Below are 25,809 nucleotides of genomic sequence, written 5' to 3'. Positions count from 1 at the left end.
GAGCATTGCGTCGTTGACCAACAGCGCGCCGATGCGGATCTGCGGCAGATCCTCTCCACCTCTCCGCCCTCTTCCCGAGAGGCGGTCCCTCGCGTCGGCTTACGCCGCCGGCCTCTGAGGATCGCTGTGGCCGGCGTCGCCATCACTGCCGCGATGATCGCCACGGTGGTCTTCGGCTTCGGTATCGGCAATTCCTCGACCTCGGCTTACGCCGTTACACCACCGCCGCTGCGGTATGCGCGAGCTACGGACGCCGCGCCCGCCGCGGTACTCCTGCAGCAGATCGAGGGGCAGATCACTGATGGCCGGCCCTCCAGCCCTTCCCCCGCAGGTGGGCGGATTCATTGGAAGAGCTGGTCGCTGTTCACCCGCGAGGACACCGGCGGCGATGCGGAGTCGACACTGGTGCCCCAGGACTATGTGGTGACGGTTCACGCGGACGGCACAGGCACTGAGCAGCAGACCACCCACGGTCGCTCGGAGACCTACCCGTTGGGCCGATCCAGGCTGGGCGGCGCAGTTCCGGGAGATGCCGGGGAATTCAGGGCATGGCTGCAGTCCCGGTCCAACGTTTCGCTGTCCGACCCGAAGGGCGCCGCGCGGGCCGCAGGCGACCTGCTGCAGAGGCAGGTCCTTGGGCCGCAGCAGCGTGCCGCGTTGCTGCACGTCATCGGAGAGCTGCCGGGCCTTACCTTCGACGGAAAGGTTGTGGACCGCGCCGGCCGTGATGGAGAAGCGTTCTCCGCGACTTCTGCAGGCAGCGGCCTGCCCACCCGCTACACCTTCATCGTCGATCCCGCATCAGGGCAAGTGCTGGGGGTGGAGGAGACGTTGACCAAGACGGCAGGCAAGCTGAACGTCAAGGGCCCCGCAGTGATCAACTACCGCACCTACCTCAGTGCCACGCCAACCAGATGACCCCGGCACGCACCACACGCGGGCAGTGAAACCAGCTGCGCACGCCGACGGCCCTAACGGGCCGTCGGTCGCTGGATTCGCCCCCGCGCGACGGCGGTCCGACCCGAGTTCCGGCCGGACGGCAGGCTTTCCGTGGTTGTTCACCACCGGGCAGGGTGGGGCCACATCCGCCAGTCGAGGGTTCGGCCTGCTCCTCCCCCTCAAGGCCGCCTGCGACGCCATTCCACTTTGATACCGGTACGGAGTGGCATTGCCGCTCTACCGCTCGGCGGTGCCGTCCTCACCGTCAATCTCGTAGATCCGCCCTTGAAGCCGCTCACCGGCCCAGTCCAAGTCGACGCCAAGGTCGAACCAGTGCCGATCCTTGCGGACTTCGGGCGGTGCCAGGTTCACCGCCGCCCACGAGAACACCCCCAGGAGGATGGAACGACCATGCTGCGTTGTGCGCACGGACAACGCAAACGGCGCGGCGAGTGCCGCGCGGGTGACCAACATGACCTCCTCGTCCTCAGAATGTCGACGCCCGCCCGTGAGAAAACGGGGCGTTTCAAGGATCTTGACCCACTCGACCGCTGCGTCTGCCACCTGCGCACGCAAGGACTCTTCGATGCCCTCCCGGACGGCGGTCGCGGGGTCATCGCCAAGCCAACCAAGCCAGTGATCAGGATCAGTGAGCTTGCTGAAGTCGTCCTGTGGCACACCGTGACGAAGATTCTCCTGGTACTCACCTGTCAGTTTCCCGCTGCTATCCACCAACCACGCACCGCGGATGGCCTCGGGAGGTACGTAGCCGTTCGGGTCGTCGATATACGCCGGGTCGATCTCGGCGACGCTGCCACCGGGATTCTCAGCAGCCGCAGCCAAGAGCGCCGGCTCGTTCGGTATGCCCTTACGTCGGCCTCGCGACCCAAAACGCCACACGTTCCCACCCTCACCGTTGTGCCCGCCCAGTTGACCGCGATTGTGCCGTACTGATCAGGGCTGCATGAGGGGGACGCGCGTGACGGCGACGGGTGGTTCGGGAATCTCAGCGAACGTGTCTCTCCCATCCCCGAGCAAGGCCAGCCGCTCGTGGAGAAGGCGAGCCGGAGCCTACTCGTATCGGTCCTTGCCATCACTGCCATCAAGCACTTCTGGCCAACAAGGATCCTGCGCAGACTCAGACCCTCACTTAGCCAAGGTCGCCGCGAAGATCGGCCCATTCCACGATGGAGTCGCGCAGGCCCCTTTAACAGTTGTCCGGTCACGTGGAATTGCACTCTTGAAGGTGAAGCGTCGTCCGGCTTGTTCCGCCCGTGGCATCCGGTTGGAAGCGGAAGACGTAGCAGCGGTAGGCCCTTGAGGGTGAGGTACCGAAAAAACTGGTGTCCTCATACGTCGCAAAGAACTCGACGACGGTAGTCAGAGACTGGGCCGACTGCCCGTACGAGATGAGGCTGCTGCGGTTCCGCTGGGCGATGGCACGTGTCCGGTCCTCGCTCGGGTAGCCGTTGCGCGCCACGTTCAGCACATCGTCCTCGTACGACTGCACATGCCTCGTTATCTGTTCCAGCGCCTCGTTCTCATGGCGTTCGTTGGCGTCATTCTGGCGGCGAGACATGATCATGAGTGTCCCCACGGCGAACAGCACGAGGATGACGGGCACCATGAGTGCCAGCATGCAGCCGGGGGCCGGTACCCCGCCGCGGTCGGACCGCGACGGGGTACCGGCGGAGGAAAGAGACGGGTTCACTCGTCCTCTTGTCTGATCGCTGCGGGGCCCAGCGTCATGAACGCCTGCGTGTAGGCGGTGGTGCCTGTCTTGCTGGGGTGGTAGCTCTCCCGTCTGAGGCCGCTGTCTCCCCAGAACCACCAGCACAGTTGAGTCGCGTCGTCGTCATGGTGGAAGTCGCCGTCGCCATTCGGTCCGGCCACTACTCCGTTGATGCCTTCCGGCGTGTCGCAGATCCGCTTGCCCTCGAACACCGTCTGCGGGGACCGGTAGCGCACACCCGCCGAGGCCTTGGAGACGGCGAGATCGCGCTGCTTGTCCTCGAAGTACTGGGCCATGATGTTTGGGCAGCCGGGACCCGGCCGGGGTGTCCGAGGGGCATCGACGGCCGTGGCGTCCGCACTCGCCATCAACTGACGAGGAATCGGAAGGCCCTCCTGGCTGGTATCGGTTGGCACGGCAGCCCTTTCAGTTCTTACGGCTGCGGTGGGCCTTCGCAACGAGTCTTCGAGGCAGCTGCGGCCCTGCACATGCGTAGTCGATCAGCAGGTTCCGGTAGGTGGTGTTCGCGAGCTCCGGCGCGAGGGCGATCAGGGCCATCAAGTCGTCTGACGAGCCGTAGACGCGTGTGCGGTAGGCGGCGCCCGCCGCGCGCAGGGAGACTTCGTGAGGTTCGTATTCCAGGCCCTGTTCGACGAGACTTGCGGCTGCGGCGAAGTCGCCCTGCTCGGCACGCACGTCCGCCAGGTCCAGGTAGAGGGACCAGTTGGCGGGGTCTAGAAGCAGGGCGCCTTCGAAGGCCGCAGCAGCCTGGTCCAGGTCGCCCATCGCGCGCCAGGTGGCCGCTCGTGCGACTGCGGTCCACATGACCCGATTGACGGCATCGGCGCGGTCGCACAGGGCGAAGGACAGTTCGTACCGGCCGCAGGCCCGTGGGAGCCGGGCCATGGCGGCCAGCGACTCCGGTACGGGATTCCGTTCGGACACCACGTCGAGGGCATGGAACCAGGGCGCGAAGCGCTCCCGCATTTCGTCAGTGTCCAGGTCGTGGCCGTAGTCCAACGCCCGCAGACACGCCTCTGCCAGCGCCCCGGCACCCACCGCGTCGAGAAAGCGCGCATCGCCGAACCAGGGTGCGGCGCCCCATGCCACGTCGGGCCGCACACCGGTGACCGAACCAAGGGCCATCACCGCGTCGTCCATGTCCCCGTCAAGGAACAAGAAGTACGCCTGCGCCAGCACAGCGCTCAGGGAGCCGTCCTCTTCGAGGCTCTCCTTCAGTTCCGAGCGTCGGTCCCGCCACAACTCGGCGAGGGCCGTATAAGGCTGCGGAGCCGCGGGTGCCGAGGCTATCGCCCCCACCAAGAGCTTCACCGCGCCTACTGGGCTTCCGCCGCAGTGCGCCATCACACCAGCGAGACTGACTCCCGCTGCCACCGACTGATTGGACATCGCCAGAGAATACTCTTGGCCAAAGGTGCAGTGTCTGATCCTCCGCAACCCCACCAGCCGGATCAAGGTCGGGCAGAACGAGTACGCCGTGCTGCACCCGCTCCTCCCCGAGTAGATCGAACGCTCCGTCGCGACTGCGACGACCCCCGCAGCGCGGCCCGTTCTCGCCCTCGCGGCGGTCCACGCCGCCCGGGACGCCCATATCGCCGCCCTCATGCTCGACGACGTCGACCTCGGCAACCGCCGGTGACCATCGCCGGACGCACCCGGCCTCTCGACGACCTCACCCTGAAGCTCACGGCGGAGTGGCTGGACTACCGGCGCCATCAGTGGCCCAGCACCGCGAACCTCCACCTGCTGATCAACAACCTGACCGCCAACACGACCAGCCGGGCCCGCAACCACTGCCATCAGTGCTCCGCTGCGGGGACACCACGCCACCGTGGAACGGCTCCGCGTTGACCGGCAGCTCGAAGAGGCCCTGCCCCACGAGCCTGACCCACTACATCTCGCCGAAGTCTTCGGGCTCGACAAGAAGACCGCGATGCGCTACGCGGACTCCGCACGAGCCCGGCTGGAACAGGCCTGAACGGCACCTTCGATGAAATCTGCTCGACCCGGACGCACCATGAAGGGAATCATGGACGAGTGACGTCGGCAGAAGCAGCAGCAATCGCTCTACAGGACCATCCCGCCCTCTGGGGCATGGGGGAAATCCGCGCGAGCGAGGTCGTGGATGCCGCCTGTGATGCGCTCGTTGCCGGACTCGGCTCCCCCGGCCTTCGGATCCTCGCCGCCTGCACGCGCGCCGAGGCGGACTACGACATCCACGACCTGCTTCCCGCAGCACTCGACGAACTCCGCCTCACCTTCTTTCCGGTCGCCGGCGAGGCCGGCCAGGAAGCCGCTGTCCGAGCCCTCGCGCGCCACATGCTCGCGGGCAAGCTCACGCCTGGGGAGTTCACTTTCCGGATCCATCAGCGCTACGGACATGAGCTGTCCCTGACTGAGTGGCTCGCCGAACTCGACGACGAGTACGACATCCTCGAATACAGCGACACAACCGTGGACCAGGTCGATGCCGAGGTCACAGCCGAAGCCCGCCGCCTCGCTAACCACCCCACAATTCCCGCCGAACCCACGGCTACGCCCAGCTGATGGGCGTGGAATCGACCCGCGAGCGGTTTCTCTGAACCCGCGGGCCTCGACGGGCCGGCGATGCGCTTCGGATGGAAGGACACAAGCTTGAGCGAGGCGGAGTTCGACCGTCGGCTGAGGTCGGCGGTTCGGGCGGGGGACGCTGAGATGGTGCGGGATCTGTTGGATCGGGGCGCGGATCCGGACACGGTCGACACGGGCGGGCTGCCGATGCTGTACGGGGCCGTAGCGGCTTACGACGCGTCGGTGGCTCAGGCGCTGGTAGAGGGCGGTGCGGATCCTGACCAGGTGTTGCCGGACGGGACCACGCCGCTGTGGCGCGCCATCGACGGTGGCTCCCCCGCGGTGTTCTCAGCCGTGCTGGGCAAAGAGCCCCGCCTGCGACTTTCGCAAGCCATTCGTGAACGGATGCTCGCCGTGGCACGGGACTGGTACGAGACGGGCGCGGTCGAGCAACTGCGGCGCAGGACGGGCGTACCGGGTCCGGCCACGACGGTCCGCGTTCAGGACGACGAATACGACTGGGTCGATCTGGTCTCACTCGGCGACCTGAACGTACGAGATGGGCACGGGGCCATCCTGACCTCGCTGGAGTGGGCCTTTCGCATCCTGACCCCCGTCGACGAACTGATCACCCGCGCTGTCGACCGGAATGACGAGCACCATGTGAACTGGTCGACGGTCTGCTGGATCCTCACCCAGCGCCGCAGCCTTGAGACCTGGTCGGCCGTGGTGGCCCATCGCCACGACCGTGACCCGGCGCATCGCCGGTTCGTGGTGGATTACCTGCGGATGTGGGAGTTTCTCGAAACCAGCCCCCGCTTCGAGAAGAAGGAGAGCGAACTCCTGGCCGCCTGGTCGGCCGAAGAAACGGACGGCGAGATACTCGCGAAGGTGCTCGACGCCTTCACCGACCACGACCACCCGGGCCAGGAAGCCATCGGCCTGCGCTACTGCGACCACCCCGACCCGCGCGTACGCCGCGAAGTGCCCTATGCCCTCTCCGCAGACTCCGCTCCCCGCACTCCGGCAGCCAGGGCCGCCCTGCGCACCCTCATGCGCGACCCGGACGCCGAGGTGCGGCTCAGAGCGTGTACGGCGAGCATGCGAGACGACGACCTCCTCTCGGAGACCACCCGAGCGCTGCTCCTACTGATCGAGGACCCGGATGCCGTCCCACGGGGTGCGGCCGTGGCGGCACTGGCCGGCTCCCGAGACCGTACGCCCGCCGTCGCCGACGCCCTGGCAGGACTGCTCGACGAGGACAACCAACTCGTGCGTCTGGAGGCCGCCTACGGTCTCGCCCTGCGCGACGACCCGCGCACCGCCACGGCCATCGAGCGGGTAGGACCTCTCGGTGACGGCCTGGAGCACCACCACCGGGCCAGCGCGCTCTGGCAGTGGAGGTGGCAGAAGGAGAACTCGGCTGCCGAGTGACGACCGGTCAGAGCGAACACCGATCGCTCCCCGACCCCATGGACGCGGAGGAACCCGAGACGCAGGCTGGCTCCGTCACCACGGGGGGGGAGCGACGGAGCCAGCCTGGCTCTACGGTGCCATACCTGAATAGGACAGGCTCGCTCCCCGAGCACAAGTCGCCTCCACAGGAGTTACCTGACTCAGCAGGCCCAGCCTCGTGCGGCAGAAGTGATCGACCTGTCGGTGTGTGCGACCGCGGTCCATCACAGGCACATCATCCTCCGAGTGGAATGACTTCGCGACGGTGGCCGAAGGGCTCAAGGAAATTCAGCAGCGAGACAAACGGACCTGATCTCCATGGCCCGTCCGCGTTGTCCGCCTGCTGAGCCTCCGCCAGCCGGGTCGGTAGCGCGGCGCTGAACGGGCATCACGTCCTCCTCATGCCGGATGCATGCCTCGCGTTGATCCGGCAGCCGTGGAGCTCAACTCCGCAGCCCGCTGATGAGCAGGAACGGCGGCAGTCCGGCCCGCAGCGGCTGCTCGGCGATCACCAGGGCGTCGGGAGCCGGCTCCGCGAGCCTGCCGATGACGAACCCTGCTCAACCAGGCTGGTCACATAAGTGGAGAGCATGCGTGCTGGTTGCCGGCCCGACAGGCGCCGTCGGGGTTGGCCGAGCGCCAGAATCCCTCCGCGAAGTAGCTCCCCACCACACGGCCCGGCGGCTCGTCCGCGCCTTCGTTCCACCGCGCATGCGGCGCCTCGAAACGCTGGTGGGGAACGGTGAAGACCAGATGCCCTGCGGGAGACCGGACTGACCTGCGGGTCCCTCACTCACGCAGCGCTGGACCTGGACTGCCCAAGCGGCACCGCCTGGACCTTCAGGCCTCCCGCCGACCCGTCCATTCGGACCATGGTCATCACCGAACTCTACCGGCACAGTGTCGGCGACAACCCGGTGTGGAAGCTGCGGGCCCTGGGCCAGGACTGGGCGGATGGGCTCGACAGCCTCGCTCGGGCCTACGGAGTCGACGTCGAATGATCAGACATCGAACAGGTGGGACCGATGGATTCTCCCCGACGCTTTGTCCGCAACCGTCCGGGGGGGGCTGCCGATCTGACCGTCGGCAGCGACCGATGGCTGCCGGGCTCGGCTCGGTCACAGCAGGCCGGGCTGCTGCCATTCGGTGCCGAGGACGTGGTGGTCGAGGAAGTTGAGGAACGTCTCGTACCAAAGGCGTGTGTGGTTCGGCTTCAGGATCCAGTGGTTCTCGTCCGGGAAGTAGAGGTACTTCGCGGGGACTTCGTGGCGCTGCAGTTCCTGGAAGAGCGTGGCGCCTTGCCCGACGGGCACGCGGTAGTCCTTGGCGCCGTGGATGACCAGCATCGGGGTGCGGATCTTCGCGACGTCCAGGTGCGGCGAGTCGGCCTCGTACCGCTCGGGGCGGGTCAGCGGGTCGCCGAAGATCCGCTGGAAGTACCAGGACGCATCGGTGTCGCCCTGGAACATTCGCAGGTCCCACAGGCCCGCGTGGCTGATGATCGCCTTGAACCGGTCCGTGGTGGTGGCGACCCGGTTCGCCATGTATCCGCCGTACGAGCCGCCGGCGAGCGCCGTACGTGAGGCATCGATGTCGTTGCGGGCCTCGGTCGCGTCGGTCAGCGCGATCACATCCGTGTAGGGGCGTCCGCCCCACTGCCCCCAGCCGCGCCGGTGGTTGAGCTGCCCGTAGCCGGTCGACAGGGCCGGATCCGGCAGCAGTACGGCATAGCCGCGCGCGGCGAACGGCCACGGGTTCCACCGCCAGGTCCAGCCGTTCCAGCTGAACTGCGGTCCGCCGTGGACTGCGACGAGCAGCGGAGCGGGCCGCTGGTCGGACGCGCCCTCGGGCAGCACGAGCCAGCCGCGCAGCACGAACCCGTCGTCGGCCTCCGGGTGCACCTCGGTGAGCGTGCCGGGCAGTTCCCCGATGCCGCCCGGGGCGGGCAGCGCGGTGGGAGTCTGGTCGACGATGTGGGCGTCGATCCGGATGGGCGTCGGCGGCGCGTCGACCGCGTGGCACAGGGCGTAGAGCGTCCGCCCGTCGGGGGCCACGGCCAGCGAGCCGTACGCGCCCGAAGCGGTGAGACGTGTGACGCCACCGTCCGGGTCGCGCCGGAAGACGGGCGCGTGCCCCTGCTCGTCGGACGTGAAGAAGAGCGTGTCGTCCACCGGTGAACAGGCCGCGCCGCCGGGCCAGTTGTCGAACCCGGGCAGCAGGTCCCGCACCGTGCCGTCGGTCAGGTCGATCCGGACGAGAGTCACATCCCAGGGGTCGTTGTATGTCGGGTAGCGCATCCGGCAGCACACGACGGCCGAGCCGTCGTGGGTGAAGCGCGGCGCCTCGTAGAGGTGCTCCAGATCGCCGACGACGAGGACCTCCTCACCGCTTACCGCGTCGGCCACCACCACGGCGGTGCGATGCTCGTCCGGGACCCGCCCGGGCACGAACCGGCGGTACGCGACCCGTGTGCCGTCCGGCGACAACGCCGCGTCCCCCGGGTCCTCCAGACCGATTCCCTGCCCGCCGGCGACGACCGGCTCCGCATCGGCACCGGCACGGACGAAGGTGTGTGGCTCTGCCGGGCCGAGGTCGTGGTCCCAGGCGCGGGTCGGCCCGGCCTCATACAAGATCGCGGTGACCTTCGCGTCTTTTCGTGCCGCGCGCAGCTTGCCGTGCGCCTCGGCGTCGGCGGCCCCCGGCAGCAGTCCCGCGGTGTGGCACAGCGCGCCGGAGTTGCGGGCGACGGTGACCGCGGCGATCCCGCCCGGGTGCCGGGCCACGACGACGGCCTCCCCGCACGGCGGCAGCGCCCACAGCGCGGCGCCCTCGCCCTCGTCGCCGTCCGCGGCGGCGCGTTCGGACAGGAAGTACAGCGTCCCGTCCGGACCGAACACCGGCCCCGACTCACCCTTGTCGGACCGGGTCAGCCGCAGCGCGTCGCGCTCCCCGGTCGGATCGATCTCCCACAGACCGGACACGAACCGTGTCCCGTCCCCGGACAGCACCTGCACGGCGGCGACGAGACGAGTGCCGTCGACTGACAGGGCAAGGGAGTTGACGCGGGGGCAGGCGACGAGGGCGGACAGGTCACGGAAGGTGGACGGGCCACCGGAGGACTCGGTCATGCGGGCGATTGTCACCCGTGCACGATACGGACGGCCAGAGAGCATGCTGTGGGGCGCCCGTCTGTCAGCCGCCCTTCCCGCATAGCCCCACTTCCGTCGTGGGGCTTCTGGGGCTGGAGTGGCCGTTCCGCGAAAGCGTCTCGGTAATGGCGACAGCGAACGGCGTTGCATCCGTGAATGTACAGCGGCGCCTCTCAGACTTTCGCCGTGCCCTGACCGGGGCCCGCCCGGGAAGCCTGCTGAAGCGTGGTCCGCCAGGACCGCCTCACGGCTGAGTCACGCGACCCCGCGGTGCGACCGGCCGCTGCCCGCGTCCGCAGCGCCGTCAGCTGGCCGAACCTGCTGCGCAGCAGGTAGGCCGCAGTACGGCGACAGGCACCGTCCGCGGCAGCCTGGGCGCCCCGTGATCTCGGGGCCGCTGGCGCAGCGCCGCCTCGTACAAACGTCCTCTTGGAGTGCGGTTCGTGCTCTTACGGCGCCACAGTGCCGTCCGGTGTCGCCGTGGTCCCGGCCACGCTCGCCGCCGGCACGATCTCTGCGGTGGTCGGATGCGTCGTAGGCGCGGCGGTGGCCACCGGCGACTCATCGGTGGGCGTCTGGCTCGGCGTGGGGGAGGCGGCGGAGGAGTCGGGGGTTTTGGGGTCGGTACTGGCGGCATCGGACGGCTGCGGTGTGGCAGGCGCGGGCGAGCGGTCGGCGGGGGGTGTCGACGAGCTCGTCGAGATGGGCGGGGCCTGCGGGACCGTAGGGGAGCGGGGGCTGTGGGACGTCGTCAGGTTGAGCGGAAGGGCGATGAGGCCGGCGACGGCGCAGACCATGCCCACTCCCGCCGCCGTGCGGATGCGACGACGGCGCACCGCAGTGCGGCGGATCTCCTCGTAGCGGCCCGGGGGCGCGCCCAGATAGGCCGGAGCCGGGCCCAGGAGAACCAGGAGGGGGTCGTCGGGGTCGTGGCCCGGGGTGGTGGGGTCAATCGATCCGAATTCCGGGTCGTCGTCTTCGTCAAAGCGTGTGGTCAAGGCTTTTCCTCAGGTGGGCTCGGAGTTGTTCACGGGCCGCGTGGAGGTCGGCCTTGATGGTTCCTTCCTTACGTCCGGTCAGTGCGGACACTTCCCGGATGGGCATGTCAGCGTAGTAGTGGAGAATGATCGGCACGCGCAGTCGCTCCGGCAGCGACTGCACCAGCAGGCGGACGGACGGGTCCGACGCCTCGGTGTGGGTGCGCAGCGCCGTTTCCGTCGTCACATGCCGCATGGCCCTGCGTTCGCGTTCCATCTTGCGCCAGTGGTCCCGGACGATGTTGGCCGCCGTCACATAGAGGAAGCCGCGCGGCTCTTCCACCGACGTCCAGCGGGCCCACAGGCGGGTGAACGCCTCCGAGGCGATCTCGTGGGCCGTCTCGTCGTCGTCGACAAGACGGCGGCACCAGCCGGCCAGGCGCGGGTAGAAGGCTGCGAACAGCTCGGACGCTGCCTTGTCGCGGGACCGTTTCAACGCTCTCCATGGTGCTGTCGCCACCGGTGTGGCACTCGTGGGGGAGGACGGCGGGCCGGCGGCGTACGTTCCGGCGGCCCACCGTCCGGTGTGTTTCCGTGTGCTTATGGGGCGTTCACGGAGTCGTGGACGACGTCAGCGCGGCGAAGACGATCACGTTGTCGAGGTAGCCGGTCTCGTCCTTGGGGCCTCCGCACGTGATGAGCCGAAGCTCCGGACGGTCCACGTTCCCGTAGACGTCGTCCGTCGGGAAGTCGGCCTTGGCCACCGTCCGCAGGGACGTGACCGTGAACTCCGCCTCCGTGCCGTTCTCCAGACGCGCCACGATCTTCTCGCCCCGGCGCAGCCGCGAGAGGCCGCGGAAGACGCCGTCCCCGTACGCGCCGACCGTGACATGGCCGAGGATCACCGACGGGCCGGTCTGGCCCGGCGTCGGCGAGTGCTCGTACCAGCCGGCCTGGTCGTGGTCGGTGATCGGAGGGACCTGCACCGTGCCGTCGGACGCCAGCCCCAGCCGCATCACCGGGGTGTCGACCCCGAGAGCCGGTATCCGCAGCCGGACCGGGGCCGAACGGCCCACCGCCCGCGCGGACTTGGCGGAGGTGCGCTTGCCGGCCGTCGATCCCGGCGGCAGGGATGAGGCGTCGGGGCTCGCGGTCCCCGTCGTCCGTACGCCCGTGCCGCCAGAGGAACAGGCCACGAGCAGCGAGGCCGCGGCAGCCGTGGCCCCGGTGCCGAACGCGCGCCTGGAGAGCACGGTCACGCCCCGGTCGCCCGCCGACGGCGTACGACGAACACTGCGGCGCCGCCCACGGCGAACGCGGCGGCAGCGCCCCCGCCGATCAGCGCCCCCGGGGTTCCGGAGTCCGTCGACGTCGGTGTCACCCCGGTGTCGGGCGCGCCGGCCGGAACCGCGGCGACCTGGGAAGCATCCGAGTTGGGGTCGGTGGTGCCGGCCGCGGTCGCTGACGGGGTGGCCTGGTCGGCCGGTGCCGCGGTCGCTGACGGGGGGGCCTCGGTCGGCGCGGCGGTGGCGGTCGGGCTCGTCCCGTCGGCGAACGCGGGGGCGGTGCCCGCCAGTACGGCGGTGGCCGCGAGTGCCACGGCACTGAGGACGGTACGGCACACGGTACGTCGCATGGAATCGCTCTCTTTCGTCGGTCCGCCGGAGGAAAGCCCGGCCCGATGGTCGGTCTGATGACCGGGCTGTGCGGGCGGGCTGCGTGACGGATCGTGCGAAGAGACGAGTCGACGGAGGGGTCGGTTGTAAAGAGATGGCAAAGTCATCGAGGGGGCTCCGACGTGGCTCACCGCTCCAGCCACCACGCCCCTCAAATCCTGTCCCTCAACTCCTCCAGGAACGGGATCAGTGCCGCGCCGACCTCGTCCGGCCGCTCCTGCTGCGTCCACTGGCCGCAGCCCTCCGGCAGTACCAGAGCGTGCCGCAGGTCCCGGCACTCAACCCACTGGCCCAAACCCACTCCCCCTCACTACGTCATCAGTAGCTCCGAACCCCGTAACGCTCCGCATCTCACCCCGGAGCTCCTGTGCTCTGCGACACACACGCCCTAGGACACACGCTGTAGGTGGTCCTCCCAACCGTGCTCGGCGGGCCCGAGGACCAACTCCTTCTCCAGCTCGGCGAATCGTCGGATATTTTGGGCAGTTTCGGCGGCCCGGCGGTGGCAAGGGCGTCCATCCCGCCCTTCCGCCAGGCACGCCGCCAGCGTTCCACCGACCGCTCACTCACCCGCAGATCCCTCGCGATCACCGCGGTCCTCTCGCCGCGGACGAACCGCTGACCCGCCTCGTACCGGATCTATTCGCGAAACTGTCGCCGCTCCGCGGTCAGTCCGATCGTCCATCTCCCAGGAACAGGAAAGGCGGACGGGTTTGCGAGGCAGTTGGTGATCTTTCGTCACACGGATGTCGATAAGAAATACTGCTCGGTAGGGCTAGTGGCACCGGAGACTGGCGCGGGGTGACGACGGTCAACGCGGAGGAGGCTGTTCGATCGCGCCGCCTCGATGAGGTGTGGGGGTAGCCCCTTCGCCTCAGGGCTCCTCGCGGCTGGCGATACGGCCGTGGACCTCGAGGGGAGGTCTTCCCGCCAACGTGACGGTTGCGATGCGTGACGTAGTGGCGTCGATGCGGCTCCGAGCCGGGTGACCTGGCATCAGATATGAGTGAAGCCCCAGTAGGGACAGTTCTGCGAAGATCAAGTTCCGTACGGCCAGAGGCTTCATGCGTTGACCAGCATCACCTACACCGCCGTGCTCGATGTCGGCAGGAGACCGCCGAGGCTCTGGACCCGGCTCCTGCGCGAGCACCGCGACCGGCTCGGCACCCGAAGCACACCCGGGCCCTGGGCGTCGTCAAGCCGAGAATCCTCGTCCTGCGGTGGTTCGTCGACGGGACCCGGTTGGCCCAACTCGCCCGGGATAACCAGATCTCGGTGCCCCCGCCTACCGCTATCTGCACGAGGGACTGACCGTGCTCGCCAGCCCTGCTTCGGACCTGTCCACCGCGCTGGAGTGGGCAGCCTCCTCCCTCCACCGGCGCTCTGGACGACGGTTCGCTGCGCGAGCGGGACGACGCGGCGGCGATGCGGGTCGCCGAGCCGGGGTGGGAGACGCCAGCCGTGCCGCCCTGGTAGCACCAGGAGGAAGTTACGGCCCCGACAGCTGCCGAGTGCGGGCATCCGTCGGGGCGCACGGTCGTGACGAAGAACGTCAAGGTGGGGCGGAAAGCCCCCTCGGCCGTCTGTTCGGTTACAGGCCCCAGCCCCAACGCAGTTGTGCCACGCCCGAGGAGTTGTTCACCGTCAGCCCGCTGCCGCTCTGCCGGGTAATCGAATAGCTGTCGCCCGAGCGCAGGCCGGGCCAGTAGACGACGCCCATCTGACGGGACCTCGTCAGGTCCGTGGTGGCGGCGAAGTACGCGGTGAAGGTGTTGCCGTCCTGGTTACCGCCGTAGTAGTTCAGCCCGGTCGTCATCGGGGCACCGGCCTCGTCGATGATGGTGCGGGATGAGTACGAGCCGAGCCGGTTGCTCAGGTTGGTGGTCCACGCCGAGCGGGTCGTGTCCGAGGCCCAGTATCCGTAGAAGTGCAGCGACAGCAGCGTGCCGTTCAGGGCGCCGGCCGCTCCGACGCCCGTGACGTTGTCGTTGTAACCGGTGCCGCTGATGAGAACCCGCCCGCGGGGGGTGCTCGAATGCCGGGACAGCCACGACGAGCAGAGCGACACCCAGTCGTTCAGGCTGTAACCGAACGGCTCGTTCATCGGTTCGAAGTAGACGTTGCCGTTGCTGCCGTAGTCGCTGATGACCTTGTCCCACATGGTGTTCCACGCGTTCATGTCATCGACTTTGCCGTCCTTGTTCGCTTCCCAGTAGCCGAAGATGACCTTCATGCCGTGGGACAGGGCCGAGTCGGCGGCTCCCTTGTACCGCCCCCACCAGTCCGAGTTGACGCTCTGCGGGTTGATCGGCAGCCGCACGGTGTTCGCGCCGAGCTGCTGCTGGAAGCCGCTGATGATGCCGTCGGCCTTGGAGCGGACGCTGTCGTAGCTGTCCCCGGCCGTGAGGCCGGTCGGGATCACCCAGCCGTCCACGTAATTGTCGCGGCTGTCCGCCCAGTTGACTCCGCGGAAGGAGTTGGTGGCGGCGGATGCGCCATGGGAAACCGTCAACAGTGGCGCGAGAAGTGCTGCGATCAGGAAGGCGCGCAGACGGGCGCGAGAGCGGAGGCGATTCACACGAACTCCATTGTTCGATTGCACGATGTTTACGTAAACATCCGTCCTGACGTGGGGCTACCGAGTCGAAGACGGGGAGGTTTCTGCATGCTGATCCTCCATCGATTAAGTGTCAAGAGCCTGCCAGGATCCGTACCCCGTGTGACAGCGGCGAGTTGGGGCCGGCGACCAATGGGTGCTCACCAGCGCATGGCGTCTGAGCTCAGCTCACTGGCATGGGGACGTCCCTGGTACGACGGCCTCACACAGTTCTTCGAGGCTGCTGCCATGAGCGGACTACGCGATGCTCATCTGCTTGGACTGACGGGCCCGGACAGCTGTGAGACCTCAACTCGGGGCGCTGATCGGGCCTTCCACGATTGCTGCCCTCCGTCCCGGGCTACCGGCGGACGGCTACGGGCGCCGGGCGCGGGTGCGGTCGGGCAGGCGATCGCCGGGACAGCCGGCCATGGAGCGCGCCCGCGGCGGTCGGCATCGACCAGTTCCAACGGCGGATCGCCCTCCTTAAACAGGACCTCGCTGAGTAGCGGGGCGAGCTCGAAGAGCGGACGGAGGAACTTGGTGCCGCGCGGGCAGCGAACCGGGTGTTGACCCGCGCGTTGAACCAGGGATCATGACGTCTTTGCTCGTCTTCGCCTGCAGGAGCATTGTTCCCGCATCTGCGGTCGGTGACGACAGAAGGATCTCGGCCAACCCTCTTTTCCGCGTACATCGTTGGCACCTTGAAACGTCAGGAATTCCGCGCGGCGGTCCGCTGAAGCGGATGCCTGACCAGACGGGCCCACCGGCCTCGTCTGGCGAGTTTGTTCAGTAGGGCTGCCGTTACCTGCGATGTCGACTCCCCCGTTCGCGGCCGCGTACCGGCAGACGCTGTTCAGTGCCCCCTGAGATCGGTCTACCGTTTCACCCCTTGACTTCCTCCCCCGCCTAAACGCGGTGGATTCCAGCGGTCGCCCGCTGGGGTTCCTGCTTCACCGACGACTGCCCCGTCCGGGAAGACTCCCGTTGAGGTCTTACACCGTCTCCACAGGCAGACGCCGCCAGCCCGGCGGCCAGAATGTTGCGCGCCGCGTTCACGTCGCGGTCATGCACCGCGCCGCAATCACACGTCCACACGCGGACGTTCAGCGGCAGCTTCGCCGCGATCGTCCCGCAGGTTCCACACAGCTTCGAGCTGGGAAACCATCGGTCGATCACGACGAGTTCCCGCCCGTACCAGGCGCACTTGTACTCCAGCATGGAGCGCAGTTCCGTCCAAGCCGCGTCACTGATTGCGCGCGCGAGCTTGCCGTTCTTCAGCAGGTTGCGGACGGTGAGGTCCTCGATCACGACCGTTTGGTTCTCACGGACGAGACGAGTCGACAGCTTGTGCAGAAAGTCGCGGCGCCGGTCGGCGATCCGCGCATGCACGCGGGCGACCTTGCGGCGGGCCTTCTCCCGGTTCGCGGAACCTTTGGCCTTGCGGGACAGCTCTCGCTGCGCGTGGGCCAGCCGGGCGCGATCCCGCCGCTCGTGCTTGGGGTTGGCGACCCTTTCGCCGGTGGACAGCGTCACCAGAGAGGTGATCCCGGCGTCCAGGCCGACGGCCGTTGTGGCGGCGGCGGCCGGGGCGATGGTGTCCTGGCACAGCAGGGACACGAACCAGCGACCCGCCGCATCCCGGGACACCGTCACAGTGGTCGGCTCCGCCCCCTTGGGTAGGGGACGCGACCAGCGGATATCCAGAGGGTCTGCCATCTTCGCCAGGGTCAGGTGCCCGTCGCGCCACGCGAAGGCGCTGCGCGTGTACTCGGCCGACGCCCGCGACTTCTTGCGAGACTTGTAGCGCGGGTACTTCGCGCGCTTGGCGAAGAAGTTCCCGAACGCCGTCTGCAGATGACGCAGCGCCTGCTGCAGCGGAACCGAGGACACCTCCGCCAGAAAGGCCAGTTCCTCGGTCTTCTTCCACTCGGTCAGAGCGGCCGAGGACTGCACGTAGGAGATGCGGCGCTGCTCGCCGTACCAGGCCCGTGTGCGCTCTTGGAGCGCCTTGTTGTAGACGAGGCGGACGCAGCCGAACGTGCGCGACAGCTCAGCCGCCTGCTCGCCGGTGGGGTAAAAGCGATACTGGAATGCCCGCTTGACCTGCTCCGCCACACCTCACAACCTATCAGCTCCCGTGTGGGCGGCGGGTGTCGGCCGGTGGACGGCGCACGCCGGTCCGCCCTGGCGGCGAACCGGCCTCCCCTGCCCAGCTCCGCAGGAGCTTCGCTTCCTCCCCGGCTGAAGGCCGGGGTTTCCACGAAGGAGATCCGATGACCACTTTGATCATCGGTGGCAGCGGCTTCCTGGGCGCCGAGCTGATCCGGCAGGCGACCACAGCCGAGCAGGCCACGGCAGCGACGTACGCCACCAGGCCTGGCGACGCCGCCCAAGCCCTCTGGTATCCCCTTGATCTGCGGGACGCCAGCCGCCTGGACGCCGTCATGAGCGAGGTGCGCCCGCGTCTTGTCATCAACGCATCGAGCGGTGGGGCCGATTGGGCCGTGACGGCACAGTCCCCCATCCGGCTCGCCATGGCTGCGGCAAGTCACGGTGCCCGCCTCGTCCACGTGTCCAGTGATGCCGTGTTCTCCGGGTCCCGGGTGCACTACGACGAGTCCAGCCTGCCTGACCCCGTTACCCCGTACGGGGCGGCGAAAGCTGCGGCGGAGACGGGAGTCCTCGCCGTGCACCCGGAAGCGGTGGTCGCCCGCACGTCGCTGATCATCGGCGACGGGGGGTCGGTCCATGAGCGCCTCGTACACGAACTCGCCGCCGGCACCCGCGACGGCGCCCTGTTCACCGACGATATCCGCTGCCCGGTGCACGTCGCCGACCTGGCCGCCGCCCTCCTGGAGCTGGCTTCGGGCAACAGCTCCGGCATCCACCACGTCGCCGGGCCCGACGCGGTGAGCCGCCACGAACTCGGCATCCTCATCGCCAGGCGGGACGGCCTCGACGCCTCCAGACTCCCGACCGGCCTGCGAAGCGACAGCCCGCTGCCGGGAGCCCTGGACGTACGCCTCGACAGCCGGGAAACCCAGCGCAAACTGAGCACCACGCTGCGCGGTGCTCGGGTAGTACTGCACGGCGCCATCTCTGGGCCGCCAGGCGCCAACTGAGGGAGCGCCGGGGTCCGCGGTCCCTGCGCCTGGCCCGCCCGAATGAAGGACTTCACGCCGTCGGCAGGCTGCCGGCGCCTTGCCGCTGCCTGCGGTACCAGAAGGCGTCCTGGAGGGCGAGACTCCACCAGTACAGCCATGTCGCGGACAGCGGCTGGCGCGGGTGTGCGAAGCGATGGTCCACGAGCGGGACGCCGTTCCCACTTCGCGAGTGTTCGCAGGCAGGCGATCGCCAGCAGCGCTTGAGCACACGCACGGTGCCGCCGAAAGGGCAAGGGCGGCGCGCCTCGTCATCGCTGAGCAGGTCATTCATGTGGACCTCGGTGAGCCGATCGGGCTCCCTGTCCCACGAGCACTGCCGCTCTCATGACGCGCGGCGCGCGGGCACATGTGGGTGGGAGGCCGAGCCAAGACCGTCACAACCGTAAGAACCCCTCCCCCGCAGGCACATGCGCCGCCACACTCGGCCTGCCCGTTCGGAGGAATCACGCATTCCACCCCGAACAGGCAGGCCGACGACCGGCACGTTACGTGTCAGCCGGCGTAGACCTCGAACTCTCTGAGTGCCCAGCCGTACCCATTGGCCGGTGCGCCCGTCTTGGCGGAGGCCCAGCTGTTGACGCTCAGCTGCACATAGCGGGCATTCGTCGGCGTGAAGGTGTAGGTGTGAAGCTGACCGCATGTCGTGACGCCGTAAGCGGAGCAGGTAGCTGTGCCGCCGGCGGCGGTTTCCGCGGCCACGGTGGTCCACGTGGTGCCGTCGTCGGAGACCTTGATGGCGTAGTTCACTGGGTAGTTCTCCCAGTCGGGGTTGACCACCACGCGTCCCACGGTGGTGGCGGCGCCCAGGTCCACTCGTAGACTCCACGGCTCGCCGCTGGTCGACTGCGCCTCGGTCGAGGGGTCTCCGTCAACGGCGTTGTCGGTGGGCTTGCCCCAGTCGATCGCCGGAGTTCCGTCGATCATCTCCACCGGCTTGGACCGGGCAAGGTTCTGGGCCGCCGGGGGCGGCGTCGTCGACGCGCTCCAGGCCTGCGGTGCGGCGTTCATGGTGAAGTCGAGATGGCCGCCGCCCGTGAGGTCTGTCTGGCTGAGGAAGGGCTTGGTGATGCTCTTGCCGTTCAGGCTCAGCGCCTGCACGTACGGCCGGGACGCCGCGTGCGGTGACGAGATGACGAGCGGGCGGTGTGCCCCGGGGAGTTCGAGGGTGACCTTGTCGAAGAAGGGGCTGCCCACGGCGTATTGGCCCGAGGCCGGGTTCACCGGGTAGAAGCCCATGGCGGAGAGCAGGTACCAGGCCGACATCTGGCCGGCGTCCTCGTTGCCGCTGAGTCCGTCGGGAGTGTTTTGGTAGTTGGCGTCGGCGATCTGTCGTACCAGTTGCTGGGTCTGCCACGGCCGGCCGGCGTAGTCGTACAGGTAGGGGATGTGGTGGCTGGGCTCGTTGGTGTGGTTGTTGTGTCCCCCGGCGAAGTAGGTGTCGAGCCAGGAGGCGAAGGCGGTGTCTCCTCCCTTGAGCGCGATCAGGCCGGGGACGTCGTGAAGGACGTCGTTCGTGTAGACCCACTGGTCACCCTCGGTCCACGCACCGCCGGCCCAGCTGCCGTCGAGGTTGCGGGCCTGCATGAAACCGGTCGCGGCGTTGTACTGGTTCCGGTAGTTCTTGCTGCGCTTGAGGAAGTACGCGGCGTCGGAGGTCTTGCCCGCTGCTCTGGCGACCTGTGCGACGGCCCAGTCCTCGTAGGCGTAGTCCATGGTCCGCGCGCCCGCCTCGGCAGTGTGGTCGGCGGCGACCCAGCCGTTCTTCAGATAGGTCGTCAGGCCCGCCCGGGCCTCGACAGGTGTGCCTTCCTGACGGTCGCCGTACCAGAGCGTGGTGTCGTCGTCGGGTGGTGTCATCGCGTCCTTGCGGACGGCCTGGTAGGCGAGGTTCAGATCGAAGCCGTGGAAGCCCTTGGCGATGTCCTCGGCGATCACCGAGTCGGCGTTCGTGCCCTCCATGATGTTGGTCTCGGTGAGGTTCTTCCACAACGGCAGCCAGCCGCCCTGCTGGTAGTCCTGCAGCATGGAGGTGACCATGCCGTTGATGCGCTCCGGCGCGAAGAGGGTGAGGATGGCGTTCTCGGCGCGGAAGGTGTCCCACAGCGAGTATCCGGTGTAGCTGACTCCCTTGTGCACCTTGTCGTCGTACGCGCTGTAGTAGTGGCCGTACTCGGACATCTCCGAGGGGTACTGCAGGGCGTGGTACATCGCGGTGTAGAAGACGGCCCGCTGGTCGGGCGTCGCGCCGTCGATGTCGACCCGGTCGAGCTTGTCCGCCCAGGCGGCCCTGGTCCTGGCCACCGTGGCGTCGAAGCTCTGCCGGTCGGGTACCTCCTTGTCGAGGTTGGCCCGGGCCTGGTCGACCGAGATGAACGAGGTCGCGATCCGTACGGTGACGTTCGCGGTGCCGGACGGGAACCGCACGTAGCCCGAGACGTCCTGATCCGTGCGGTCGCTCTGCCGGTCGTACTGTGTGGCGCCGGTCGCGGTGCCGTAGCCGGCGAAGGAGGTGTCGAAGCGCGCTACGAAGTAGCCCTTGAAGCCGGCCGCTTTGAAGGGCCCGAGGTTACTGTCCTGGCGGTCGGGGTTGTAACCACTGATCTCCCGCCGAGCTGGATCGATGTGCACGTTGCCGGTGATGCCGGATCGTGTCGCCTGCACCACGTAATTCGGGGCCGTGTGCTGAGGGTAGGTCAGTCGCTGAACGCCGACCCGGGAGGTCGCGGTGAGTTCGGCGCGGAGCGTCTGCTCGGGCGACGGGTGCATGTGCACGGTGTACAGCTCGGGGGAGGCAGTCTCATCGCTGTGGCTGTACGGCAGTCCGCGGTCTGCTTCAGCGGTCTTGACGGCGCCGACCCCGGGCATTCCGACCACGTAGCCGGAGTCGCCCATCCAGATCGCCGGCTGGTGGGTGCCGATGAAGCCCGTGATCTTCGGGTCGCCGAGGTGGTAGGGCAGGCGGCTGACGTAGTTCTCGCGCGTCATCGGCGACCACCGCGTCATCCCGAAGGGCGGCGCGGTACTTGGGATCATCCCCCCGTACTCGGTGCTACTGCTGCCGGTCGTCCCTATGAACGGGTTGACTTGGCTCACGTTCGACCGGGAAGCGGTCTCGGGCCGGGCTGCTGCTGCCGCAAGGTTCGTAATGCCGAGCGGCGGGATGAGCGCGGCCAGCAGGGCGATGAGGATGAGGACAGTCCGTGTCGGCGGAGTTGGCCGCGTCCGTATCCGGTGCGACAACAAGGCCTGCGCTCTGGTCCGGGCGGGGCCCGTCGTGGCGTGCATGGTGTCTCCAAGGAAGTGCGCGCGGAGAGGGATGACAACGTTGCCATCCCTCGAGGCACCCATCTTGCTCGTGGTGGAGACGAGACGAAAGAGGCGGTAGGGCAGATTCTCAAAAGGCGAGACGCCGGTTGAAGTGGAACTGAACAGCTCGGCGCCAAGGGGCCGTTGACACCGCTTTTCTGCAACGAGTGAGAAGTTTCCGCATCGCATTCGAGTTGTATTGGCCCGGCATCGCTGTGATGGATCAGCCCGTCACTGACACGGCGTCAGGCGTCATCGCGCCGCCACAGCGCCATCTTCAACGATTCACGCGTGTCCACACTGATTTTTGTCTCACTCCCGTGTTTACTTCCCGGCAGGTTGTTGCCCCACGTCATGGTCCGCTGACTAGTACGGCTGATGGCGGTGGACTATCCGTTGTGTGCTTCGAGCTCGGTCGCCAACGTCTGTTGGGTGGCCGCCCACGACGCCAGGAGCGCCAAATTGTCAGCGGTCGGTGTGCCCGCGGGTGCGGTGTAGACGTTGAGGTGCAGGCCGGGTTCGGCGGGCAGTTCCAGGGACTCGACGTCCAAGTCGAGCTGACCCACGATCGGGTGGTGCACACGCTTGCGGCCGGACCGGTGCAGCCGCACGTCCTGAGATGCCCACCGCTGCCGAAACAGCTCACTGCACGTCGACAGTTCACCGACCAGGGCGATCAGCTCCTCGTCGTGCGGATTGCGGCCGGCTTCCATGCGTAGCTTCGCGGCCGCGGCGCCGGCAACTTGGTCGTAATCGACAAAGAAATCTCTGGCCGCCTCAGAGTTTAGATAGACGAAGCGCGCTGTGTTCGCGGGCCGTCGCGGATCGGCCAGCACCGGTGAATACAGCGCGCGAGCGAGTTGGTTCATGGCGAGCACGTCATAGCGGCCGTTACCGATCCAGGCCGGCGCATCGGAGATCGCGTCGAGCACCTGCTGCAGCGTCGAGCGCACCGTCACGGCAGGCTTACGCCGGCGTGGGCCGCTGGGTGCCCTGGATTGGCGCGCGAGGTGAAACAGGTGATCGCGCTCGGCCTCGTCGAGTTGCAAAGCAGAGGCCAACGCGTCGAGCACGCCATCAGAGGCACCGGCGAGGCTGCCGCGCTCCATGCGCACGTAATAGTCGACCGACACCCCCGCCAGCAGCGCTACCTCCTCGCGGCGCAGACCTTTGACCCGACGGTTGCCGCCGTATGCGGGCAGGCCCGCCTGCTGGGGTGTGATGCGCGCGCGACGCGAGCTGAGAAACTCCCGGATCTCGGTGCGTGGATCCATCGTGGCCATCCCCTTACCGTAAGCCCGTGCCGCAAACTAGGGGGTGCCCGTTGCGGTCGTGGCGGTGCCGCCGTCTACCGGGATGATGGTGCCCGTGAGGTAGGACCCAGCCCGGCTGGCGAGAAACACGGCGATACCCGCCATGTCGTCGTCGCGGCCGAGCCGGCGCAGAGGGGCCGCCGCCGAGATCTTGTCGCCGATGGCATCGAGCGTGGCCTCCATCATCTGCGACGGGAACACTCCCGGTGCTACCGCGTTCACCGTGACGTGCTGTGGGCCCAGCTCCCTGGCAAGCACGCGGGTGAGTTGATGGAGTGCCGCTTTGCTGCTGGCGTACGAGTAGTTGGGCGCCTGGGCGACGTGGATGGCGGCGATACTGCCGATGTTGATGATCCGCGCGGGATCATCGGCGGTACCCGCCCTGCGAAGTGCGGGGAGCAGCGCCTGTACCAGCCAGAACGGCGACTTGAGGTTTAGGTCGATCACTGAGTCCCAGGCCTCGTCCGGGAACGTCTCCAGCGGCTCGCGCCACATCGCTCCCGCGTTGTTGACAAGGATGTCCAGGCGTTCCGAGTCGGCCATGACAAGGTCAGCGAGGCGCTGGCACTCGTCGTGCCTGGACAGGTCGGCGGGGATTGCTTGAACGTCGCCGAATTCGGACAGTAGATGCTGGGCCTCCGCGCACGCGTCTGCCTTGCGTGAGCTGATGACGACGCGGGCGCCCGCCTGGAGAAGGCCGCGCGCGATCATCATCCCAATGCCCCTGGTGCCGCCAGTGACAAGTGCGCACTTCCCACTCAGATCGAAAAGTTCTGTCTGAGTGGTGAATTCGTTGTTCGCCATTGGTCTCCGTTCCTTCTGTCGCGGAAGAATGCGCCGACAGGGTCGCGCATTCGCGGCAGCTGAATTGAACTGATGGGAGTAAAGCGGCAGTCCGTGTCCATGGAGTGTCGTCGGCGCCTTCGACTCAACCAGGTTGACAGGCGTTTGGGACGTCCGGGAGACCCTGGTGATACAGGTACTGTGAGAGCCCCCCTTGCTTGGTGCGCTGACTCACTCAAAGACGCTCGGGACAACAACGAGTGGAATTGGCAAAACTGGCTTAAACAGGCATGAGTCACCTACTACGAGAAGCCCGAGGCTGTTCTGGCGCTGACAGAAGCGTGGTCGTGGCTGCTGAACCGCGGACTCATGGTCTGGAACGTCAGACAGGACACATCGGGCTCGTTCCTCGTCACCCGCCAGGGACACGCCGCACCCGACCAAGGCCTGCCCTGGATCAGAGCAGTTCAACGGCTCGACATCGAACTCGTGCCCGGTTCTGGAGGCGAAGGCACGGCCCCAATTCCTGCGAGGAGACTTCGAGGCCACCGCGCTGCTGCGATGAAGGAGGTCGAACTCCGCGTCCGGACGACGGCCGGCCTCCCGAACTCCCTCACAGGCGCGGCCAGGACGGCGTCATTCAGGAGATCTGTCCGTGTTGATGCAGGTTCAGGTCTGGACGGTGACCAAGACCTTCTCCCCGTGTACGGCCAGGGACCCTCCGCTCACGGTCCCCATTGGTGGCCAGTCGCACTCCCAAGCAGCGAACGCCGGACACGAGCAGTGACTCTTGTCCCCGTGCGTCCCGGCGCCCGGCGCCACTTCCTTCATCGATTGCTGTTCTTCGCCAGAGCGCGGTGAAGGCACAATTTGATCGTGAACTCCGATCTCTATCCCGACCTGGCCGCCGCCGGCAGTCTGGCCGCCGCCCTGGACCAGGTGGCGGCCGAACTTGGTGTCGATCTCGTGACCCTGCCCGGGGACTGGGGTCCAGTCGTTTCGGCGAGCATCGCGGCCTTGGTTCCTGAACGTCTGCCGCTATCCGTTCACATCGGAGCCGAGAGGCGCTGGTTCGGTGTTTCCGGTTGGAGCCAGGGAGTCGAACTCATCACCGGAGCAACCCCCGATCTCGCTGACGTCGTCCGGGCAGGCGTGGCGTGGGGGGGGAAGGTAAGAGCCTGCGGGAACTGCACGCTCAACTGCCGTTTCTGCACTTCAGCGAACTTGCCGAGGCTCACGAACGCGGGCCTGCCGCAGCGGTTGACGTGAGCTGGCGTCTGCTCCGGGAACAGGCCGCCGATGCGCCGGACTTCCCTGAATTCGGTCTGCTTGTGGAAGCTGCCCAGACCGAACCGCGCCTGCGGCAGCTCTCCCCGATCTCCAGCCACTGGACGCTCGGCTTCAGGACCTACACCGGGCGCAGATCCCCCGTGGTAGTGGCCATTGTCCCGTCCCACGCCGGACGCCCGTACCGTGTTCAGCGGTTTCTTCACGAGGGTGTCCTCGGCGAAGCTGCCACAGCCGAAGAGGCTGCCGCCCTGGCAGTGGCCCACCTCCCACCGGGCCTCGGCCCGGCCACCGCCGGAACCGGCGAGTCACCTGTGTGATGTCCGCATCAGAAATCAGCAATCTGAACCGAGTTACTGATGGTGACCACTTTCATGGCCACATGACTCCTCACCAGACGGGCGCAAGTGGAGATATCTACTGGTGCCAGGTCGTCAGCGTGGCTGCGCGATTCGGAGATCCGGTGAGACGAAGGACAGGCACGAAGCGCGGGACTTCGCTCGGTGGATGCAGATAGGTGACAGGCCGATTCGCGTTCACTGGCGGCTCAAGCAGCGCGGGATCACCACGCCCAGCCCTGCGCCGCCCACGAGGGCAGAACCTGGTACACCGAATCTCGTCACGGGCAAGCCGTCAGCCGGAACGAAGTACGCGCCCACCACTTCTACAACTTCCACCTGGACGAGGGCACCGGCCCGATCATCAATCCCTTCCCGCGGGATCGCCCGTTCCGGGCACGTCGAGCCCATCCCCATCACCATCCGAGGGAGCCGTTCCGGGGCGAGCTCGGCGTCAGCCGCGACAAGATCCGCGACGCCAGCCTCCGCCTCTTCGACTACCTCTCCGAACTCGCGCACG

The 25,809-nt window shown here is 67.6% G+C and carries 27 protein-coding genes and 1 pseudogene; 10 read left to right on the top strand and 18 right to left on the bottom strand.

The features are described 5' to 3' along the window. Nucleotides 1-126 precede the first annotated feature (126 nt). Complete coding sequence (locus BFN33_RS39875) at nucleotides 127-918, top strand: hypothetical protein (RefSeq protein WP_069765102.1); 792 nt, start codon at nucleotides 127-129, stop codon at nucleotides 916-918. A 258-nt stretch (nucleotides 919-1,176) separates the two neighbouring features. Here BFN33_RS39875 and BFN33_RS39870 read toward each other — a convergent pair whose 3' ends face one another. The 4 genes from BFN33_RS39870 to BFN33_RS39855 all read right to left on the bottom strand — a co-directional run bounded on the left by BFN33_RS39870 (nucleotide 1,177) and on the right by BFN33_RS39855 (nucleotide 4,081). Next, the gene (locus tag BFN33_RS39870; RefSeq protein WP_370743359.1) at nucleotides 1,177-1,782 is read right to left on the bottom strand and encodes a hypothetical protein; all 606 of its coding nucleotides are present in this window, start codon (nucleotides 1,780-1,782) and stop codon (nucleotides 1,177-1,179) included. A gap of 379 nt (nucleotides 1,783-2,161) precedes the next feature. Beyond that, nucleotides 2,162-2,566 carry a hypothetical protein gene (locus BFN33_RS39865; RefSeq protein WP_141758041.1) on the bottom strand — a complete coding sequence of 135 codons (405 nt, stop codon included), beginning with the start codon at nucleotides 2,564-2,566 and terminating at the stop codon, nucleotides 2,162-2,164. Nucleotides 2,567-2,646: 80 nt separating this feature from the next. Beyond that, a complete protein-coding gene (locus BFN33_RS39860; RefSeq protein WP_069765099.1) occupies nucleotides 2,647-2,967 on the bottom strand; it encodes a hypothetical protein in 321 nt (106 codons plus the stop codon). A 130-nt stretch (nucleotides 2,968-3,097) separates the two neighbouring features. Further along, entirely contained in the window at nucleotides 3,098-4,081 is a 984-nt protein-coding gene (locus BFN33_RS39855) for a tetratricopeptide repeat protein (protein WP_079141269.1), read from the bottom strand. A gap of 246 nt (nucleotides 4,082-4,327) precedes the next feature. Here BFN33_RS39855 and BFN33_RS54845 point away from each other — a divergent pair, with 246 nt between their 5' ends. From BFN33_RS54845 to BFN33_RS53730, 5 genes are all read left to right on the top strand, one after another. Next, nucleotides 4,328-4,543 (top strand): hypothetical protein, encoded by a 216-nt coding sequence (locus BFN33_RS54845; RefSeq protein ID WP_256122998.1) that lies wholly within the window; start codon nucleotides 4,328-4,330, stop codon nucleotides 4,541-4,543. Beyond that, nucleotides 4,524-4,670 (top strand): hypothetical protein, encoded by a 147-nt coding sequence (locus BFN33_RS54840; protein ID WP_256122997.1) that lies wholly within the window; start codon nucleotides 4,524-4,526, stop codon nucleotides 4,668-4,670. Before BFN33_RS54845 ends, BFN33_RS54840 begins: the two co-directional genes overlap by 20 nt. A gap of 59 nt (nucleotides 4,671-4,729) precedes the next feature. Beyond that, complete coding sequence (locus tag BFN33_RS39845) at nucleotides 4,730-5,239, top strand: hypothetical protein (protein ID WP_256122996.1); 510 nt, start codon at nucleotides 4,730-4,732, stop codon at nucleotides 5,237-5,239. Between the two features lie 87 nt (nucleotides 5,240-5,326). Continuing rightward, nucleotides 5,327-6,676, top strand: coding sequence for an ankyrin repeat domain-containing protein (locus tag BFN33_RS39840; protein ID WP_256122995.1), 1,350 nt, complete (start codon nucleotides 5,327-5,329; stop codon nucleotides 6,674-6,676). Between the two features lie 893 nt (nucleotides 6,677-7,569). Next, nucleotides 7,570-7,698: a TerD family protein gene (locus BFN33_RS53730; protein ID WP_218109067.1), complete on the top strand. Its 129-nt coding sequence runs from the start codon at nucleotides 7,570-7,572 to the stop codon at nucleotides 7,696-7,698. 117 nt (nucleotides 7,699-7,815) lie between these two features. Here the strand turns inward: BFN33_RS53730 and BFN33_RS39835 are convergent, their stop codons facing one another. The 7 genes from BFN33_RS39835 to BFN33_RS54835 all read right to left on the bottom strand — a co-directional run bounded on the left by BFN33_RS39835 (nucleotide 7,816) and on the right by BFN33_RS54835 (nucleotide 13,090). After that, complete coding sequence (locus BFN33_RS39835) at nucleotides 7,816-9,825, bottom strand: S9 family peptidase (protein ID WP_069765095.1); 2,010 nt, start codon at nucleotides 9,823-9,825, stop codon at nucleotides 7,816-7,818. Between the two features lie 470 nt (nucleotides 9,826-10,295). Next, nucleotides 10,296-10,844: a hypothetical protein gene (locus BFN33_RS52815; RefSeq protein WP_141758040.1), complete on the bottom strand. Its 549-nt coding sequence runs from the start codon at nucleotides 10,842-10,844 to the stop codon at nucleotides 10,296-10,298. Then, nucleotides 10,828-11,319, bottom strand: coding sequence for an RNA polymerase sigma factor (locus BFN33_RS39825; protein ID WP_069765093.1), 492 nt, complete (start codon nucleotides 11,317-11,319; stop codon nucleotides 10,828-10,830). The genes BFN33_RS52815 and BFN33_RS39825 overlap by 17 nt, the downstream gene beginning before the upstream one ends. A 115-nt stretch (nucleotides 11,320-11,434) precedes the next feature. Continuing rightward, nucleotides 11,435-12,076 (bottom strand): class F sortase, encoded by a 642-nt coding sequence (locus tag BFN33_RS39820; protein ID WP_069765217.1) that lies wholly within the window; start codon nucleotides 12,074-12,076, stop codon nucleotides 11,435-11,437. Nucleotides 12,077-12,078: 2 nt separating this feature from the next. Beyond that, a complete protein-coding gene (locus BFN33_RS39815) occupies nucleotides 12,079-12,447 on the bottom strand; it encodes a Tat pathway signal sequence domain protein (protein WP_069765218.1) in 369 nt (122 codons plus the stop codon). A gap of 203 nt (nucleotides 12,448-12,650) precedes the next feature. Beyond that, complete coding sequence (locus BFN33_RS53460; protein WP_176742589.1) at nucleotides 12,651-12,794, bottom strand: hypothetical protein; 144 nt, start codon at nucleotides 12,792-12,794, stop codon at nucleotides 12,651-12,653. 56 nt (nucleotides 12,795-12,850) lie between these two features. Further along, a complete protein-coding gene (locus BFN33_RS54835) occupies nucleotides 12,851-13,090 on the bottom strand; it encodes a helix-turn-helix domain-containing protein (protein WP_305144242.1) in 240 nt (79 codons plus the stop codon). A gap of 552 nt (nucleotides 13,091-13,642) precedes the next feature. Here BFN33_RS54835 and BFN33_RS54830 point away from each other — a divergent pair. Next, a pseudogene (locus BFN33_RS54830) lies at nucleotides 13,643-13,851 on the top strand (IS5/IS1182 family transposase); the annotation flags it as partial. Between the two features lie 239 nt (nucleotides 13,852-14,090). Here BFN33_RS54830 and BFN33_RS39805 read toward each other — a convergent pair. Further along, a complete protein-coding gene (locus BFN33_RS39805) occupies nucleotides 14,091-15,077 on the bottom strand; it encodes a cellulase family glycosylhydrolase (RefSeq protein WP_069765091.1) in 987 nt (328 codons plus the stop codon). Nucleotides 15,078-16,004: 927 nt separating this feature from the next. Then, entirely contained in the window at nucleotides 16,005-17,213 is a 1,209-nt protein-coding gene (locus BFN33_RS39800) for an RNA-guided endonuclease TnpB family protein (protein WP_069765090.1), read from the bottom strand. 158 nt (nucleotides 17,214-17,371) lie between these two features. Between BFN33_RS39800 and BFN33_RS39795 the strand changes: the two genes are divergently transcribed. Continuing rightward, entirely contained in the window at nucleotides 17,372-18,220 is an 849-nt protein-coding gene (locus BFN33_RS39795; RefSeq protein WP_069765089.1) for a sugar nucleotide-binding protein, read from the top strand. A 52-nt stretch (nucleotides 18,221-18,272) separates the two neighbouring features. Here BFN33_RS39795 and BFN33_RS54825 read toward each other — a convergent pair whose 3' ends face one another. The 4 genes from BFN33_RS54825 to BFN33_RS39780 form a co-directional block, all read right to left on the bottom strand. Continuing rightward, on the bottom strand, nucleotides 18,273-18,404 hold the full coding sequence (locus tag BFN33_RS54825; protein WP_256122994.1) for a hypothetical protein: 132 nt from the start codon (nucleotides 18,402-18,404) through the stop codon (nucleotides 18,273-18,275). A gap of 350 nt (nucleotides 18,405-18,754) precedes the next feature. Then, nucleotides 18,755-21,547, bottom strand: a complete 2,793-nt coding sequence (locus tag BFN33_RS39790) for a GH92 family glycosyl hydrolase (RefSeq protein WP_176742591.1) — start codon at nucleotides 21,545-21,547, stop codon at nucleotides 18,755-18,757. A 410-nt stretch (nucleotides 21,548-21,957) separates the two neighbouring features. Beyond that, the gene (locus BFN33_RS39785; RefSeq protein WP_069765088.1) at nucleotides 21,958-22,851 is read right to left on the bottom strand and encodes a helix-turn-helix domain-containing protein; all 894 of its coding nucleotides are present in this window, start codon (nucleotides 22,849-22,851) and stop codon (nucleotides 21,958-21,960) included. A 27-nt stretch (nucleotides 22,852-22,878) separates the two neighbouring features. Then, complete coding sequence (locus tag BFN33_RS39780; protein ID WP_069765087.1) at nucleotides 22,879-23,685, bottom strand: SDR family oxidoreductase; 807 nt, start codon at nucleotides 23,683-23,685, stop codon at nucleotides 22,879-22,881. 855 nt (nucleotides 23,686-24,540) lie between these two features. On the opposite strand from BFN33_RS39780, the gene BFN33_RS52805 reads away from it, so the two are divergent. Both BFN33_RS52805 and BFN33_RS55685 read left to right on the top strand, forming a co-directional pair. Next, nucleotides 24,541-24,933, top strand: coding sequence for a hypothetical protein (locus BFN33_RS52805; protein ID WP_141758038.1), 393 nt, complete (start codon nucleotides 24,541-24,543; stop codon nucleotides 24,931-24,933). After that, nucleotides 24,822-25,271 (top strand): DUF6193 family natural product biosynthesis protein, encoded by a 450-nt coding sequence (locus tag BFN33_RS55685; RefSeq protein WP_370743358.1) that lies wholly within the window; start codon nucleotides 24,822-24,824, stop codon nucleotides 25,269-25,271. The genes BFN33_RS52805 and BFN33_RS55685 overlap by 112 nt, the downstream gene beginning before the upstream one ends. 216 nt (nucleotides 25,272-25,487) lie before the next feature. Here the strand turns inward: BFN33_RS55685 and BFN33_RS39775 are convergent, their stop codons facing one another. Next, the gene (locus BFN33_RS39775; protein WP_069765086.1) at nucleotides 25,488-25,808 is read right to left on the bottom strand and encodes a hypothetical protein; all 321 of its coding nucleotides are present in this window, start codon (nucleotides 25,806-25,808) and stop codon (nucleotides 25,488-25,490) included. Nucleotide 25,809: the final 1 nt, after the last annotated feature.

It is taken from the genome of Streptomyces sp. LUP47B (genome assembly GCF_001746295.1).
Taxonomy (GTDB): domain Bacteria; phylum Actinomycetota; class Actinomycetes; order Streptomycetales; family Streptomycetaceae; genus Streptomyces.
The sequence above is the reverse complement of the archived record's forward strand: the minus strand, read 5'-3'. Positions and strand labels throughout refer to the sequence as shown.

What these genes read in the sequence shown, in the direction of transcription:
- BFN33_RS39865 (WP_141758041.1), bottom strand. Translation starts at nt 2,566, where the DNA reads ATGGTGCCCGTCATCCTCGTGCTGTTCGCCGTGGGGACACTCATGATC.
- BFN33_RS39860 (WP_069765099.1), bottom strand. Translation starts at nt 2,967, where the DNA reads ATGGCCCAGTACTTCGAGGACAAGCAGCGCGATCTCGCCGTCTCCAAG.
- BFN33_RS39855 (WP_079141269.1), bottom strand. Translation starts at nt 4,081, where the DNA reads ATGTCCAATCAGTCGGTGGCAGCGGGAGTCAGTCTCGCTGGTGTGATG.
- BFN33_RS53730 (WP_218109067.1), top strand. Translation starts at nt 7,570, where the DNA reads ATGGTCATCACCGAACTCTACCGGCACAGTGTCGGCGACAACCCGGTG.
- BFN33_RS39835 (WP_069765095.1), bottom strand. Translation starts at nt 9,825, where the DNA reads ATGACCGAGTCCTCCGGTGGCCCGTCCACCTTCCGTGACCTGTCCGCC.
- BFN33_RS39795 (WP_069765089.1), top strand. Translation starts at nt 17,372, where the DNA reads ATGACCACTTTGATCATCGGTGGCAGCGGCTTCCTGGGCGCCGAGCTG.
- BFN33_RS39790 (WP_176742591.1), bottom strand. Translation starts at nt 21,547, where the DNA reads ATGCACGCCACGACGGGCCCCGCCCGGACCAGAGCGCAGGCCTTGTTG.
- BFN33_RS39785 (WP_069765088.1), bottom strand. Translation starts at nt 22,851, where the DNA reads ATGGCCACGATGGATCCACGCACCGAGATCCGGGAGTTTCTCAGCTCG.
- BFN33_RS39780 (WP_069765087.1), bottom strand. Translation starts at nt 23,685, where the DNA reads ATGGCGAACAACGAATTCACCACTCAGACAGAACTTTTCGATCTGAGT.